Source organism: Bradyrhizobium sp. USDA 4451, from assembly GCF_054822585.1.
In genome coordinates, this window is the sequence record NZ_JBTRCH010000001.1 from 191,062 (window position 1) to 206,408 (window position 15,347).

The window sequence follows — 15,347 nt, forward strand, 5'->3', positions numbered from 1 at the left end:
GCGGCGACGCCGAGGTGACGAACCGCAAGATGCTGGCACACGGTCGCCATACCCCGTCGCAGTACTGCCGAAGCACGCAAAACGTACTACGAGACAGATCGTTAACGGCGCGAAGAAACGTCGCGCGAGTTGAACAAAAGACGGCCAATTGTCGGAATGAGCATCAGTTCGCGTATCCGAATGGCGAACTGAGCACGCTGTAAGTGATTGAAAATATTGGAGCGGGTGAAGGGAATCGAACCCTCGTATTCAGCTTGGAAGGCTGATGCTGGCCTCGAACCCTATCATCTCCTGGTCACACATAAATTTCAGCATGGTCCATATGGCCATCTGGGTCGCTTCCGGCAGTTCGATGCGAAGGATATTGCCCTAACATACGACAACGCGAAGGTTGTTGGTCGCGCCTCTAAGTCCGAACGGCACTCCAGAGACAACCACAGCCAAATCGCCCGATCGAATGTAGTCTTCCTGGTGGGCGACCGCCGAGGCAATCCGCGTCATCTCCTCATAACCGGAAGGGTCGCCGGACACGGCACTATGCACGCCCCACAACAAGCTCATGCGCCGCGCCACCCTCTCATCCGGAGTAAGGGCAAGGATCGGTACCGGCGGCCGGCTGCGCGAAATCCGAGCTGCAGTCGTCCCGCCGGCCGTAAAGCCGATGATGACCTTGGCGCCAACCGTAGCGGCAAGATCTGCGCCTCCGGCCGCGACAGCGTGGGCAGGGGTATCCTCCACGTCAGGTCGAGAAGCCTCAATAAGAGACCGATAGAGGTGATGCCGTTCCGTGCTTTTGATGATGCGATCCATCATGGCAACCGCTTCGACTGGGTAGGCGCCGCTTGCCGATTCAGCGGACAGCATCACTGCGTCCGCTCCATCATAAATGGCGGTCGCGACATCTGACGTTTCCGCGCGCGTCGGCGTCGGCCCAGCCACCATGGAATCCAACATCTGCGTTGCGACGATGACAGACTTTCCGGCAAGCCGACAGGCGCGCACGAGCTCTTTTTGCCGGCCAGGCACCTCCTCTGGCGGGATTTCGACGCCAAGATCACCACGCGCCACCATAACGCCGTCGGACAACCCAATGATGTCGTCAATGCGCTCGAGCGCCATCGGCGTCTCGATTTTCGCGATTAGACCTGCGGCCTCTCCGATCAGGGCGCGCGCCTCAATCAGGTCGGACGGTTTCTGAACAAAGGACAGGGCGACCCAGTCGACCCCAAGATTGATGCCGAACGCGAGGTCGGCCCGATCTTTCTTGGTAAGCGGAGATAGATCGAGCATCGCCCCGGGTACGTTGACCCCCTTGTGGTCGGAGATCGCGCCTCCGACGACTACCTGCGCAACGATTTCTCGGTGTCCAGGCTCGGCGACCTTCAAGCGCACCCGGCCATCGTCAATGAGAAGTTCTTGTCCGGGATGGACAGCTGCAAAAATCTCCGGGTGGGGCAAGGGTATCGATTGCTTGTTCCCTTTCGTACCCTCGGTCACAAAGCGCACCGTTTCGCCAGCACGCAAAACCAGGCCGCCTTCTTCAAGGGAGCCGATGCGGAGCTTTGGACCTTGGAGATCCTGCAGGATGCCTATCGGTCGACCAAATTCCCGCTCGAGTCCACGGATACACTCATAGGCCCTGGCATGGTCCTCATGGCTTCCGTGACTGAAGTTTAGCCGAAAGATATCCGCTCCAGAACGGTAGAGAGCTCGGATCTTCTCAGATCCGGCGCTCGCCGGGCCGATGGTTGCGACGATCTTGGCGTGACGCGAGCGACGCAACGTATTCCTCCAATGAACGAGTGCTATCAATCCAGGGACGACATCCAACGGGAAGATTTAGCGGCCGCGTTCGACGGCAGTTGAGCAGCCAGTGTCATCTTCGTCGCTCGCTCGACACCATGCGATGGACGTGATTGGTAAGGTGAATCCTGCCTTGAACCGATCCATGACAATCATTGTTTCAAGGCGCTTTATGTCTGAGCTTTCGTCCGTCAGACGCCTGGCAAACTGCTCGTAATCTTCCATATCGTTTACTGTGACGAGCAAGACGATGTCAGCCAAACCTGTGACGTAGAATGCGCTCATCACCTCCGGCATCTTGCGAATTTTCCGCTTTAGGCGATCAACGGTATCGGCCCGAGCGCGCTCCAAGGAAATGAGAACCACTGCCGTCACATTCCGCCCAATTGCTTTTGGAGAAATTATGGAAACGTCCGCTTCTATTATTCCCCTCGATCTAAGCCGCTTTAGCCGACGCTGAACTCCGGATGCAGACAGGCCGACTTTCCCTCCGAGTTGTTCACTACAGAGGCGATTATTTCGTTGGACGAGATCAAGAAGACGAAAATCGATCTTGTCGAGTTGCATCACTGCCTCGCGGCCAGCGGATTGCGATCGCCCCGGGAAAGCAGACGACTGCGCAGCTCGTCCCGACATCTTCGGTTCGTCACCGCGCAGCCGACCTGTTGGACGATCGATTTCTGTCATAGCCCTGGAACACCTATCGAAGCTCTGCTCCTTGCACGACATCGAGGAGCTGCGGCGATCCTCGCTTTCCCCGCGGCTCAGTACGCTTGAACCCGGCCGCCACCTCGAAAATCTGGCGGGCCAACACCTGCGTCTGCCAAGAGCTGGTGACGGAAAGCGGTCCGACCTCCCATCCCGTCAATCCGCGCGGTCGGCTCCGAACACATGATCCCTGCCAAGCCGGTGCGTGGACGGTCAAGCTCCGGAAGCGACTGCTTTTTGCTCCTGATCGGTGGAAAGCATCATTGCGTTGACAGTGCGATATGCGAACACGATGGCGGGACCGATTGTTATGCCTGCGCCGGGATAGATTCCGCGCATCGGCGAAGTCATGTCGTTGCCGCAGGCGTAAAGACCCCTAATTGCGTTGCCTTGTGCATCAAGAACGTTTCCGTAACTGTCGGTCGCCAATCCGCTCGCCGTGCCAAGCGTTGCCGGAACGATCGGCAACGCGATGAACGGTCCATTTTTGATTGGCCCAAGGTTTGGATTTGCTCCCATCGTCGGATCGCCGAGCGTGCGGTTGAAAGCCGATTCCCCGCGCTTAAAGAGGGGATCCCGTCCTTGGGCGGCATGCGCGTTGTGTTCTTCGATCGTCTTTTGCAGCACAACGGAATCCAGTCCCAGCTGCTTTGCGAGCTCGGAAATCGTTCGACCTGCCTTGATGTAGCCGAGGCGGACGTATTTTCCGATGCTCAATGTCCAGGGCCAAGGCAGCAGGTGTCCCATGCCTCTTAATCGTACGAACTGGTGATCGCAGATAAAGTAGAACCGCTTATCCGCTGGATATCCATTTTCGAACATTGCCAGGCAAATATCGTGGTACGAATTCGATTCGTTGACGAAACGTCTGGCATTTGGGCCAACTGCAATGACCCCAGGACGGCCGCGATCGAGCCAGCCGTACGGGACAATTTGCGAGCCGCCCGCGCGTTTCAAGATCGACACCGGGGTCCAGAAACCGGCGGATGCGACATTTTTGTCGATGGCGGCACCGAGCGCGGTTGCAAGTGCAATGCCGTCGCCCTTGACGTCGGCGTGGGCTAACGTAAGGTCATGCTGGTGTGCACCACTGAGGTCGGCCCTCAACTGCGCGTTCCCGGCAAAACCACCAGATGCGAGAATAACACCACGCGAGGCACGCACGCGAGTGTCTCGATTGAGCCGCTTGACAACGGCCCCCGTGACGCGCCCGCCCTCCTTGCTGAGTTCGAGGGCTGCGGAAGATGGCCAGATCTCTACATCATACTTGCGCAAGCTCACGAGCAGCCGCGCGATCAAGGCATTTCCTCCGCTGAGCTCAGTACCACGCCTGAAACTCAGGCGATCCCGTGCATAGCGGCTCAGGCGAGTTAGGACATGCTTGAACGAGGCAACGGATTGGAACGGGTTGAGGAAGCTTCTGACCTCACTTGATGAGATCATCATGCCCCCGAGCAGAACCCGAATGGGGTCGCCAATCAGATCAAAGTCCTTGCCTAGAAGCCGCCCGTCATAAGGAGCAGGGCTCAGAGCCCGGCCCCTGTCAACGCCGCCAATTTGGCTCGAGTGATAATCGGGCGTAGCGGCCAGCGTGAACTTGACCTCCGTCCCCTTCTCGAGCGCTGCCAACGCCGGCGGACCATCCTGAAGAAAGGCGTCGATGAACTCAGCGCGGTAGTATTTGCCAAGTTCATGCTGCAGGTACGTGCTGGCCTTGCCGATGGAATCATTGATGTTTGCCGCACGCGCCTGAGCAGAATGAGGAACCCAGATCATGCCATTCGACAGGGCTGTCGTGCCGCCAAGTCGCGGAGATTTCTCGCATACTATTACGCGAAGGCCGGCTTTTGCCGCAAACAGCGCAGCCGACAAGCCCGCGGCACCGCTGCCGATCACGAGGACATCTGTTTCCCGGTCCTGACCCGGCCTAGCCACCTCTTTGGAGACGAAAGCGATCGGGTCAGGTTTAGCACGATTATCTTGCGTGTTCATGTGGCCTCGCTGCACGTGTTGCAGTGAACGTCAATGAGTTTGCGGAAGTGGAGCAGCTTTGAACTCCGCCACCGCTGCTTTCACCGCGCGCTCAATTGGAATTCTTTCAATTGACGATGCGCCAACAAAGCCGACACACTGGGTCGCCCGATAAACCTCGATCGTATCCTCAGGCTCGGCAATTGCCCCACCATGGCAAAGCGAGAGCACGTCCGACCGAACGCTTCGCGCCGCTGCGTTGATCTCGTTGATGCGTCGGATCGCATCCTTTATGGATTGCCCGTCCTCGTGACCGACGAGCCCACCCCGCGTTGCGCCGACATGTGGCACGATGCAGTCGGCGCCTGCACTTGCCATCGCCTCGGCGTCTTGCGGGCTTGCGACATAGGCAAGCGAGAAGATATTCTTCTTGCGCGCGCAAGCGATCAGTTCGACCTCGCGTTCAAAGCCGAGCCCGACGCGACCGCGGCGCTCACGCCAGTTGTCACCCATGGTGGAGATCGTCGGATAGTTGATGACGCCGGAAAACCCGGCGGCCCAGAACTTGTCCAAGAGGACATCGAGGTCGAGCCGGAGAGGATCCCAAGCCTCGATGCCGCCCATCACGGGCACGGACGACACCACGTTACGAATTTCCGCTGCAAGCTCCAACGTGCGTGCATTGGAATCGCCAATCCGGCTGGTCGGAAGCCCCATCAGACGCGACAGGCCGGTCGAGTAGACCACCAGCATGTCGGCACCTCCAAGGACGGCGCATTTGGCGACCAGGCCGCAGCTGCTTCCTGCCGCGAGAATTGCTTTTCGCTCCGCCACCTGTCCTTCAATCCTGGAAAGAATTTCACTTCGTTCAAACATCCGCATCGGATGAATCTCCTTGCGTGAGTTGTTCCAGGGTCCAGGCTGCGGCAGCCTCGGCGAACTCAAGATCGTTGATGTGACAGTTCAGGTCGCGCACCACCACGTGCGCGGGGAGATGTGCCTTGACCGCATCGAGCCAAGCCTTGTCGGCCTCGGGATCGTGGAAGATGCCGCCTCGGCGGTCGTAATCGGACACGCCTTTCGCCGGCCAAAGGACAATTGCGGGTCCTTTTGCTCGCGATAGCCGTTCTGCCGTGAGGCGGCCAATGCTCGCATTCTCAGACGCAGTTGTGCGCATGAGCGTCGTGTAAGGCGTATGGGCATGAAATCGGCGTCCACGAAACCGATCAGGAACGCTCGATGGCGGGCCAAAATTGACCATATCGACCGCGCCGGGCGCAATCACTTGCGGTATCCCTTGCTTCGACGCTGCTTTCAGTCGATCCGGGCCGGCGCTCGCGGTGCCTCCGACGATTTCATCTGCGAGCTCTGTGGTGGTCAAATCAATGACGGCGTCGAATTCACCAGCCGCGATCAGCTGCTCCATCTTGCGGCCGCCCGCCCCGTTCGCTGGAAAGACGATCGCGTCTAGCCCACCATCGGCAAGCCGCGCTGCGCACTGATTTACCGCAGGCGTTGTCACGCCGAAGGCGGTGATCGCGACGATCTTCTTGTCTCGTCCAGGCTTGATGGGTGCGTAGCGCATGGCCGCAACGGCCCGTCCGGCATTCTCGAGTACCCTTGTGGTAAAGACGTTGATGCCGAAGAGATCGACCAGCGTCGGATAAAGGATGATGTCGTTGTGAGTGGCCAATTCAGCGAGTAGCGCCGGCCTCGCGCTGCTTACGAGAAGCTTCGGAAAGCCGTAAGGCAGCTCAGACACAACCTCCGCGAAAACCGCGCTTCCCTTGCCGCCCGCAACTCCGACAATCGCGCTGATCGTTGCCGATCCGAGAAGATCGCCAACCTTTGCGCGCGTGCTTTCCGCAATCTGCTTCAGCAGCTCGGCGGGGGCCTTCGTATCGGCCTGCTTGTCGCCGTCATCTCTCTTCGTGCCGACGTCAATGAGGATGGTCTTGCGACCGCACGCCTCGATGAGGTCCGCAAGGTAAGACGCCTCGCGGCCCTTGGTATCCAACGTGGCAACGATCGCAACAGCGTCCGTGATGAATCCCGTCGGCTGTCCAGAAAGCTTACCATCCCGGCCCGACCTCTGGTCGTCCGTGCAATGGTGCGACACGATCTTCCTCCCAGACCATTCCTTACAACAGACGGTCTAGACCCGGCTTTACCCGCGTATAAGATCGGTAAGGTGACCAAATGGGTAAGATTGGGTAGAAGCGATGAGGGCGAGAGCTACTGGCAAACTTGCCATACACATGTCGGCCATAGCTAAAGGACCACAATTGCAGGTCTATGCCCCGTCTTTGCGTAGCCTTCCAAGCGGCTCCCAGCTGGTCATGGCGACCTTGCCGATCCTCGACTGGAACGAGTGTCTTTTGCGAGACCTGCGAAGCCTCAACAAAGCGACGTCCGCGCCTCGTGTCTATGCGGCGATATTGATGATCGACCCCTTCGCGTGCTGGGAGGACATTGCCGAATCGTTGAAAGATGCCGGCATCGCCGGGATTACGAATTTCCCGCCGGCATCTTTGATCGAGCGGTCGGCGGCGGGCGTACCTATTGATGCCGGACAGGAGCTCGAACTTCGGCGGATGGAATGGTTCACCAGCCTTGGATTCAAGGCGTTGTTCGCCATCGCCAGCGATTCTGAAATTACCGCGGCGGAGAAGCGACTTGGTGCTCATCTGGAGGGGCTCATCCATCTACCAGCGGAGGCTCTGACACGGACGATGAGCGAGGAGATGGAGCTGGTAAGCCTTGGCCTGCATGGATCGACATTACCGATGTTCGCGCTTTTGGACGGAAGCGCATCGAAACGGCAAACCTCAGCAACGTGACGAGCCGGACAGCAACTCTATGATCCGCAAGCTTCCTCATTTTTTGCAGAGGGATTTTCTTAGAAATCCATCAGGACCGGCCGCCCTCCGCAAGATTCATTCTTGCTCGGAAAATGCATTGTTCGGCTTAGCCGGTGCGGACGCGATCTAAAGGCGGCTCAAGCCGCCTGATACGCGCATCAGGGAGCCAGATGGCTCGAGATCGGAGCGCTGGATCATGATGCGTTTTCCACGGACCCGCATCATGATCCCATCTCTTTGTTTGAGCATGATTTTTCGGAAAACCTGTTTCCACTTTTCCAGATCATGCTCGAGGCTTTGCGACGGGGTCCCGGCATTCGACATCAAGACAATGCGCTTTCCAAACGATGATCTCGCCAGCGTGTTTCAAGGCTCGGGAGGGCCGGATGCATTTCAGATGCCGTCCGGCGCCGCTTACCGTGAACGCTGGGTCAATGACTGTTCGTCGTCGTCCGCCCTTTTCGCTAACTGCGGTCGTGTCAGGCGCATTTTTCAGGGTGACTATCCTTGCCGTGGGCCGTCGATCTTGCCGGCAATTACCTCGCCATCACTGCTGCAAAAATGGCGGCATGGTGCCGGTCAAAAAACACCGCTGCCGGATTTCTCCGGCAGCGGCTCAAGTCTCGGGAGAAAAGCAGACGAACCGGTCTGCCAGCGGACCCAAGAGATCACACCCAAGAAATCATACCCAAGAAATCACGCCCAAGAGATCAGACCCCAAAAGGGTCAGAGCGGATGTTTGGTTGCCGATTGCTATTATTCAGGCGACGGCCCGAGCGGTCACTGCCGCGCGACCAGCATCTGGGTAACGTTGGGTAACCGACCGTATAAGACGCAACTCTCATCCAGGTCTGACGCGACAGGTACTTAGCCGCCTCCTGGAAGCACGAGCTTGCGGAGCCGCACGGGGAGAATAACAATGCTCGCCGGCACTCCGGTCCCGTGCGGCTGTCAAAGAGTAGCGGCCACTTCGCCGCCGCGAGGCCGAGCTAGCTTATTCCCCGTCCAAAGGGGATCTCGAGGCAAACCCGCGCTCGAACAGCAAGCGGCGATGCATCGTGTAGGCAAGCTCCTCTCACAGGGCCGCATTTAGGATGACACCCAGCCGGCAGCAAGTTGGACAGACATTCGACTGACGCATCTAGAAACAGAGCTCTCGACGCGCCATTCGATTCCGCCACCGCAAGGGCGTCAACGGGCATTATCGGCTGTCCGGATATTCTTACCAACAACGCGAGCAATCCAGGCCGATACCTTTTTCGGCGCCGCGCGCGTCTATACCAAACGGGTCAGACGCAGGCGGCTGTCCGTTCAGTATCGCCCCTGACAATGCGCCACTATTTAATAAAGGCTAGCCGAGATCGATCCAGAGTTATTGTAACAGACAGAACGACGATGAGCCCCGTCACCATGATTTGCAGGTATGTATGCACGCCCGCGATATTGAGACCATTTTGCAGTACGGCGATCACCAGAACGCCAGTCAGGGTGCGATGGACTCCCCCCGCCCCTCCAGATAGCGCAGTTCCGCCCATGACGACCGCGGCGATCGCCTGAAGCAACAGATCATCACCCATACGCGAAGTTCCGGTTGATGTTCGCGCGACGAGCAGCAAGCCCGCAACTCCGCAAAGCATTCCGCAGACAACAAAAGCGATCGCTTTGGTGCGAAGGACGTCAATGCCCGAAAGTCGCGCGGTTAGACCGCCACCCCCGATCGCAAACAGCGCTCTTCCGAAGTGGCTTCTCGCACCGACAAAAGAAGCCACGGCAAAAATGAGAAGAGCCCAAACTCCGGAGTTCGGAATACGGCCGATCATGGAGCCGGAAGCAATCCATGTGAGGTTCGGGCTTTGGAAAAACACATTGCCACCCCCGCTGATCCACGTCGAAATGCCGCCAAGAATAGTCATTGAGCCCAATGTGGCGACGAAGGACGGGAGCCGGAGACGAAGAACGAGAGTCGCATTTACAAGACCACAAAGCGCTCCCATACCTGCTGCAGCGAAGGCTACCCCGGTTGCACCGACATCGAAGTCACGGATCAGAACCGCAGATGAAATGGCTACGAGCGTCACAATGGCTCCGACGGAAAGATCGAGCGCTCCCATAAGAATTACAAATGTAATGCCTGTTGAGACGATCAGCAGGATCGATGACTGCCGCATCAGGTTGAAAAGGTTTATCCAACTTAGAAAGCGCGGGTTGATCAGCGCGAATACCGTGACCATTGCCATCAGCAGCAACAATGGCCCGAGCGCATTTATGATGACACGGCGACGGTCATAGAACTGGGCGATCTGCATTTTTCCTTCTGCAACTGATCTCGACCCAGTCGTTTGCGGCTCATACCATGTGTTGGACAAGTTCCTGCTCCGTTGGCTTATTGTCCGCAGGCGCACTGCACTCGAACTGAAGTTCTCCCTCTCGCATCACGAGGATCCGGTTTGACATTCCAATCAGCTCGGGCAGATCGTCTGTAACCAGAAGAATAGCTACCCCCTCTTCGGCCAAGTCCCTCAGAACGCTGTAGATCTCTTGCTTGGCGCCGACATCGACCCCCCGCGTGGGATTGTCGAGGACGAGCACTTGAACCTTTCGGGCCAGCCATTTGGCGATCACCACCTTCTGTTGATTGCCGCCGGAAAGAAACTGGCAAAGCTGTGTTGGCCCTTTGCATCTCACACGCAAGCGATTGATGTACTTCTCGGCCAGGCGCCTTTCTCTGGAGCGGGAAAGGAACCCAGAGAGGCTCGAGACGAGCGGAAGCGAGGCCAACGACATATTTGCCTGAACCGACATGTAAGGCACGATGCCTTCGCTCTTGCGTTCCTTGGGCACGAAACCCACCCCGCGCCTGATCGCCGCTTTTCCACGTCCGCGAAGCGGCAAGGCTTCGCCGCCCAATTCCACGGTGCCGTTTGGGGGAAAGGGCTCAAAACCGACGACGGCCCTGGCAACAGCCTCTTTGCCGCATCCGACGAGACCGCCAATTCCAAGGATCTCACCTTTGCGAACCTCAAAACTGACATTCTTGACGTTTTGGCCGCTTAGACCATGAGCTGAAATCGCGATTGGCGCCCCGACCAGGCTCAGCTGGCGCTTTTCCATGAAGTATTCGTCGTCTCGTATTCGTCCAACCATCGCCCGATGAAGGCTTTGTTCGGAGATCTCTTCTCCTGCGAACTCGCCGACATTTCGTCCATCCTTGAACACGTAAATGCGGTCGCATAGCTCCACATATTCCACAAGACGGTGGGTGATAAGCACGAATGACGCGCGACGACGGTATCGACGAATTGATTCAAAGAGAATCCTGATTTCTCGCTCGCCGATTGCCGCAGTCGGTTCGTCGAGCAGGATGATCGGATGATCGATATGGAAATGCTCGGCCAACGCGAACGCCTTGGCAATCTCTATCATCTGCCGATCATGGAAAGCGTAATCACCGGTGCGGCGGCGCGGATCGATGTAGTCAAGACCGAGATTTTGGAGGTGTCTTTCGCTGACGGCTATCATCGCATCTCTGTCGACGATGCCTAGCCGGCTGGTAAAGTAGGGTTCTAACGAGAGGAATATATTTTCGTAGACAGCCAGGCTTGGAATAAGAGCCTGTTCCTGGAAAACCATCGAAATTCCGGCCTCAACAGCATGAGTATAGCTTAGGGGCCTGAAGCTCTTGCCAAATAGTCTCATACTTCCGGCATTCGGTGCATGGATGCCGGCAATCATTTTGAGTGTGGTTGATTTACCCGCCCCATTTTCGCCGGCAATACCAACAATCTCGTTGGGAAACACATCGAGATCGATGCCTTCGACGACGGCAATGCCATTGAAGCGCTTGGAGGCGTTACGCATTGAGTAGATCGGCGCGGAGACCCCATTCATTTCACGTCCTCCGCGCTCGCGCGTCCGGTGTTCAGAAGAACGGCGAGCAGAATGACGGTTCCTTGGATGATTGTTTGCAGATAGGGCGGCAAGGCGAGAATGTTCATGCCGTCCGAAAAGGTCGTTATGAAAAGAACCCCGATGATTGTCAGGCGCACGTTGCCAGAGCCACCTGTAATCGCAGTTCCGCCAACGACCGCCGCGGTGATTGTGTCGAGGGTCATATAACTGCCCATTGTGACTGTGGCGGATCCTAGACGCGCCGCCAACAGGACTCCGGCAAAACCGGAAAGAAGGCCCGACAATGCGAACGCCTGGACTTTGATCGCATTAACCCTCACTCCCATGAGGGCTGCAATTTGCTCGTCGCTACCGATCGCGAGGGTCATTCGCCCAAAACGCGTGCGGTCACCTACGAGGACCGCAGCCCCATAGATCAACACTGAAATCAGCACCGCATTGGGGACCACATTCGCCAATGCGCCCTGGGCCATATCGATTACGGCTGGGTCCGATACGGATAATGAGCGGCCATCTGAAATGAAGAGCACCGCTCCTGAAATGGTTGTTGCGGATCCAAGCGTTACCAGAATCGAGGGAATTCTGAGGTAGACATAAACCAGCCCATTGATCGCACCAAACGCCAAGCCGACCACGCATGCGATGGGAACCGACCATAACCCCAGGTCGGGCGATAGGCGCGCAACCAGCATACCGCAAAAGCTAGCAACAGCTCCGATGGACAGGTCGATCGAGCCCATCAGGATTACAAAGGTCGCGCCGATGGATGCGATCAAAAGGACAGAACTCGATAGTTCAATAGCCTTGATATTTGCGAGCGTTGCGAACGATGGAGCCACGAGACCAAACGCTACAGTCGCAATCACGAAGACGAAGATGGTTACGGCCCGCCGCCGTAACTCGCCATCATTGCAACCGGCCCTCGACGCTTGTAGCATTTTTGCGATCCATCAAAGGCGAGGTAAACATGATGCCTCTCTCGATGGAGAGAGGCATCCACGGCGTCACTCGGGGATACGCTGTTGATAGTGATTGTTATACTCCACCTTGAGCTGAGCGACGCAGCCTTCGTCAACGGCATCTTGATAAGCCTTCGGAAACTTATATCCGGTCGGCGTACGAGCTCCCCAATAGGTCTTCACATCGATCGGCCATACATAGTTTTGAGCATCCCAATCGTTGGGATGAAGAACCCGCGACATCTTTCTCCAATCAAACGGAAGCTTCTCGCCGGCAAGAAATGCTTGATACTTGTCTACATTTTGAGCGGTTATCAGCGTGGCTCCCGTGTACATCATACGCTCGCATGGGTTCGGCTTAAACCCTTTAGCAACATCGTATGCACGCACCAGCGCAAAACCCGCTTGCCACTGCGGGGTGAAGCCCATTGTCGCAAGAATGCGACCTTCCTTGACCAACTTGAGGGTTTCTCGATTGCCATCCAGGCCGACGATCGGAATATGCATACCGGCGTCTTCGACGGCTTGCATCGCGCCCAGTGCAATCGAGTCGTTTTGCCCGAAGACAGCGTCAATCTTGGAGTGCGCCACCAACAGGTCTTCCATGACTTTGCGAGCGTCAACCTGATTCCATTTTCCAGGCTGGCGGGCGATGAGCTTGATATTGGGGTATTCGGCTAGAGCTTTATCGAAGCCCGCAGTTCTGGAGATGTCCGCATCAACCCCTGGAAAACCAGTAATGTGCGCGACGTTGCCTTTTCCGCCGATCTTGTCAAAAAGCAACTTTGCGATTTTATAGCTGTTCTCGACGTCATCGGGCGAGAAAAACGTCGCAAAAGCGTAGTTATCTAACCCGGCGTCCAAAGGGTGGAAGCCAGGCAACGACTCCCAAACAGCAACATGCACCGCGCCGACCTTCTTTGCCATCTCGACGATGGGCTTTATGTTCGCCGCAACGAGATTCTCGCCGAACGTGATCCTGACACCAGCGCCGAATTGGGCCTCATAGATCTCGATTTGCTTTGCGGCATCACCTTTGCCCGAAAGGATGCGATAGTTCAGACCCAGGGCTTTTGCCGCCTGTTCGGCACCTTGCGACCAGTTGTTGAAATACTCATTTTCTAATGTCGACACTTCGGAGAGAACGTCCTCGGCGATCGCGTTGCCGGCAGCTCCCAGAAATGCGACGGTCGCAAGAAAGTAAGTCGATATTTTCCGCATTGATGCACCCTCCTCGTATTAGTTTGCTGTAGATGATTGGCCTGTCTTTCAATTCGTCTGCTTGCCAAGCCATCACGTATTGGCGACCGACGAATTCGACGCTCATAGCGTGTTGCCTAACGTCGGAACGAACCAGGGCGGCGACGCGCAGAGCTCCACACCGTGCCACGGACGCCACGATGGCCTGTTGTCGTCGACCACATTGCCCTGGTCACATCTTCTTCCAGTCTCCGATCCGCTCGAACGCGTGCGCCGCCTTATAGATGGTGGTCTCGTCGAAGTGGCGGCCAACAAGCATAAGGCCGACCGGCAGGCCATCCACCATTCCGCACGGCAGCGACATCGCTGGATGATGCGTGATGTTGAACGGGGCGGTGTTGGTGAACATCTCCGTTGCGCGAGTGATGTAGTCCTTGCGGCTGACATCATGGGGAGGAAGTTGCGTCGCCGTCATGGGCGTCGTCGGCAGAAGAAGGAGATCGTAGTCCTTAAGGACCCTGTCGTAAGCTGCGCTGAGGCGACGAGAGACGTTGACGGCCTTGCCGTAGAAGCGGGGCCCGTACGTGTTGTTCACATAGGTGCCAAGCAACAGGAACAACTTGGCCTGCTCTGACAGGAAGTTCGCCTTCTGTCGCCAACCTCGATGGAAGTCCATGAGTGACAGTGAGAAGAGATCGGATCGGCTGGTACCAAAGCCGTCACCGAACATCATGGTCTGTGTGGCGCCCTCGGTGCCGATCGGCGTCCAGATTGCCGCGCCTTGCAGGTGCATTGGTACAGACACCGTCTCCACCGAGGCCCCGAGATCCTTGAAGCGCTTGGCCGCTTCACGAACCACCTTATTGACATCGGCTTCCGCCCCCGGCTGCTCAAAACCCTCCTTCAGAACGCCGATCTTCAATCCGTTGACGCTTTGCCCGAGTGCTTTGGTATATTGTTCGACTTTCGGCGCTTTGATGCGTGGATCGTATCCGTCGTCTCCGGCGATGACTTCCAATAGCAGGGCGTTGTCGGCGACCGTTGCGGTCATGGGGCCGGTGTGGTCGAGCGTCAGCTCATTGGGCATGATGCCGGTATAGGGGACAAGACCCCAGGTGGGCTTCATGCCGTAGATGCCGCAAAACGACGACGGCATACGTATTGAGCCGCCCTGGTCGCCGCCGATCGCCATATCGGCTTCGCCAAGCGCCACGACAACGGCCGAACCGGAAGACGAACCGCCCGCAGAGTAACCCATCCTATGAGGATTATGGACCGGTCCGAGCGCACCAGTATGGCTTCCACCGGATGTACAAAAGCATTCGCAATGCACTTTCCCTGCGATATCGGCGCCCGCATCGAGCATTCGAGTGACAATGGTTGCGTCGATGTCCGGGACAAATCCTTCGAGCGTCGCCGAGCCGTTCATCATTGGCACCCCAGCCAACATGACGTTATCTTTCAGAGCGACGGTCTTGCCCTTGAGTTTTCCGCTCGGTGCTCCCTCGACCCTCGCCTTGCGGTACCATGCGTTGTGCAGATTTTCTTCCGGCGGTGGTTGATAACCCGGGGTGCGTGCATATTTGACTGGAGGCAACTCATCCGGGACGGCTTCGATGTACCTGTAGGCCTCGAGAGATTCGTTGATAAGTCCGCGGAAGGAGACGATATCCTCGTCGGTAAGTGAAAGACCGCATTGTGAGGCGACATCTCGCAACTGCGCGGGCGTGGGCGGGACAATTGACATTGGGCGCTCCTGTCATTTCAAGGGCAGACCCACTCTGCGATGGGCTCAATTCGGCAAGCCTAGTCGACCGCTGGTTGACCGGACCTGACGTCAGCTGCCCACAGTGGGTAAATTTGGGTAATTTTGCCAAGAAAGTGGCGAATCGGGGCAGAGTTTTTCGCGCGCCTGTCGTCTGGACGTTCTTGTTCG

At 57.1% G+C, this 15,347-nt stretch carries 12 protein-coding genes; 1 reads left to right on the forward strand and 11 read right to left on the reverse strand.

Annotated features, from left to right (window positions below; translation table 11 throughout):
- Positions 1-369: 369 nt before the first annotated feature.
- From pyk to ACVMB0_RS00825, 5 genes are all read right to left on the reverse strand, one after another.
- Positions 370-1,782: a pyruvate kinase gene (gene pyk / locus ACVMB0_RS00805; RefSeq protein WP_461344967.1), complete on the reverse strand. Its 1,413-nt coding sequence runs from the start codon at positions 1,780-1,782 to the stop codon at positions 370-372.
- Between the two features lie 57 nt (positions 1,783-1,839).
- Positions 1,840-2,370 (reverse strand): Lrp/AsnC family transcriptional regulator, encoded by a 531-nt coding sequence (locus ACVMB0_RS00810; protein ID WP_461344968.1) that lies wholly within the window; start codon positions 2,368-2,370, stop codon positions 1,840-1,842.
- A gap of 354 nt (positions 2,371-2,724) precedes the next feature.
- Positions 2,725-4,503, reverse strand: coding sequence for an FAD-dependent oxidoreductase (locus ACVMB0_RS00815; RefSeq protein WP_461344969.1), 1,779 nt, complete (start codon positions 4,501-4,503; stop codon positions 2,725-2,727).
- A 30-nt stretch (positions 4,504-4,533) separates the two neighbouring features.
- Complete coding sequence (locus ACVMB0_RS00820) at positions 4,534-5,364, reverse strand: phosphoenolpyruvate hydrolase family protein (protein ID WP_461344970.1); 831 nt, start codon at positions 5,362-5,364, stop codon at positions 4,534-4,536.
- Positions 5,351-6,601 carry a Tm-1-like ATP-binding domain-containing protein gene (locus tag ACVMB0_RS00825; protein WP_461344971.1) on the reverse strand — a complete coding sequence of 417 codons (1,251 nt, stop codon included), beginning with the start codon at positions 6,599-6,601 and terminating at the stop codon, positions 5,351-5,353. The genes ACVMB0_RS00820 and ACVMB0_RS00825 overlap by 14 nt, the downstream gene beginning before the upstream one ends.
- Positions 6,602-6,767: 166 nt before the next feature.
- On the opposite strand from ACVMB0_RS00825, the gene ACVMB0_RS00830 reads away from it, so the two are divergent.
- Positions 6,768-7,322, forward strand: a complete 555-nt coding sequence (locus ACVMB0_RS00830) for a hypothetical protein (RefSeq protein ID WP_461344972.1) — start codon at positions 6,768-6,770, stop codon at positions 7,320-7,322.
- 147 nt (positions 7,323-7,469) lie between these two features.
- Here the strand turns inward: ACVMB0_RS00830 and ACVMB0_RS00835 are convergent, their stop codons facing one another.
- The 6 genes from ACVMB0_RS00835 to ACVMB0_RS00860 form a co-directional block, all read right to left on the reverse strand.
- A complete protein-coding gene (locus ACVMB0_RS00835) occupies positions 7,470-7,670 on the reverse strand; it encodes a hypothetical protein (protein WP_461344973.1) in 201 nt (66 codons plus the stop codon).
- A 1,010-nt stretch (positions 7,671-8,680) separates the two neighbouring features.
- Positions 8,681-9,649: an ABC transporter permease gene (locus ACVMB0_RS00840; protein WP_229169868.1), complete on the reverse strand. Its 969-nt coding sequence runs from the start codon at positions 9,647-9,649 to the stop codon at positions 8,681-8,683.
- A gap of 40 nt (positions 9,650-9,689) precedes the next feature.
- Positions 9,690-11,231 (reverse strand): sugar ABC transporter ATP-binding protein, encoded by a 1,542-nt coding sequence (locus ACVMB0_RS00845; RefSeq protein WP_461344974.1) that lies wholly within the window; start codon positions 11,229-11,231, stop codon positions 9,690-9,692.
- Complete coding sequence (locus tag ACVMB0_RS00850) at positions 11,228-12,190, reverse strand: ABC transporter permease (RefSeq protein ID WP_461344975.1); 963 nt, start codon at positions 12,188-12,190, stop codon at positions 11,228-11,230. Before ACVMB0_RS00850 ends, ACVMB0_RS00845 begins: the two co-directional genes overlap by 4 nt.
- Positions 12,191-12,256: 66 nt before the next feature.
- A complete protein-coding gene (locus tag ACVMB0_RS00855; protein ID WP_461344976.1) occupies positions 12,257-13,432 on the reverse strand; it encodes a sugar ABC transporter substrate-binding protein in 1,176 nt (391 codons plus the stop codon).
- Positions 13,433-13,643: 211 nt separating this feature from the next.
- The gene (locus ACVMB0_RS00860; RefSeq protein WP_461344977.1) at positions 13,644-15,158 is read right to left on the reverse strand and encodes an amidase; all 1,515 of its coding nucleotides are present in this window, start codon (positions 15,156-15,158) and stop codon (positions 13,644-13,646) included.
- Between the last annotated feature and the right edge of the window lie 189 nt (positions 15,159-15,347).

Coding starts and splice junctions, on each gene's coding strand:
- ACVMB0_RS00810 (WP_461344968.1), bottom strand. CDS start 2,370: ATGCAACTCGACAAGATCGATTTTCGTCTTCTTGATCTCGTCCAACGA.
- ACVMB0_RS00815 (WP_461344969.1), bottom strand. CDS start 4,503: ATGAACACGCAAGATAATCGTGCTAAACCTGACCCGATCGCTTTCGTC.
- ACVMB0_RS00820 (WP_461344970.1), bottom strand. CDS start 5,364: ATGCGGATGTTTGAACGAAGTGAAATTCTTTCCAGGATTGAAGGACAG.
- ACVMB0_RS00840 (WP_229169868.1), bottom strand. CDS start 9,649: ATGCAGATCGCCCAGTTCTATGACCGTCGCCGTGTCATCATAAATGCG.
- ACVMB0_RS00845 (WP_461344974.1), bottom strand. CDS start 11,231: ATGAATGGGGTCTCCGCGCCGATCTACTCAATGCGTAACGCCTCCAAG.
- ACVMB0_RS00850 (WP_461344975.1), bottom strand. CDS start 12,190: ATGCTACAAGCGTCGAGGGCCGGTTGCAATGATGGCGAGTTACGGCGG.
- ACVMB0_RS00855 (WP_461344976.1), bottom strand. CDS start 13,432: ATGCGGAAAATATCGACTTACTTTCTTGCGACCGTCGCATTTCTGGGA.
- ACVMB0_RS00860 (WP_461344977.1), bottom strand. CDS start 15,158: ATGTCAATTGTCCCGCCCACGCCCGCGCAGTTGCGAGATGTCGCCTCA.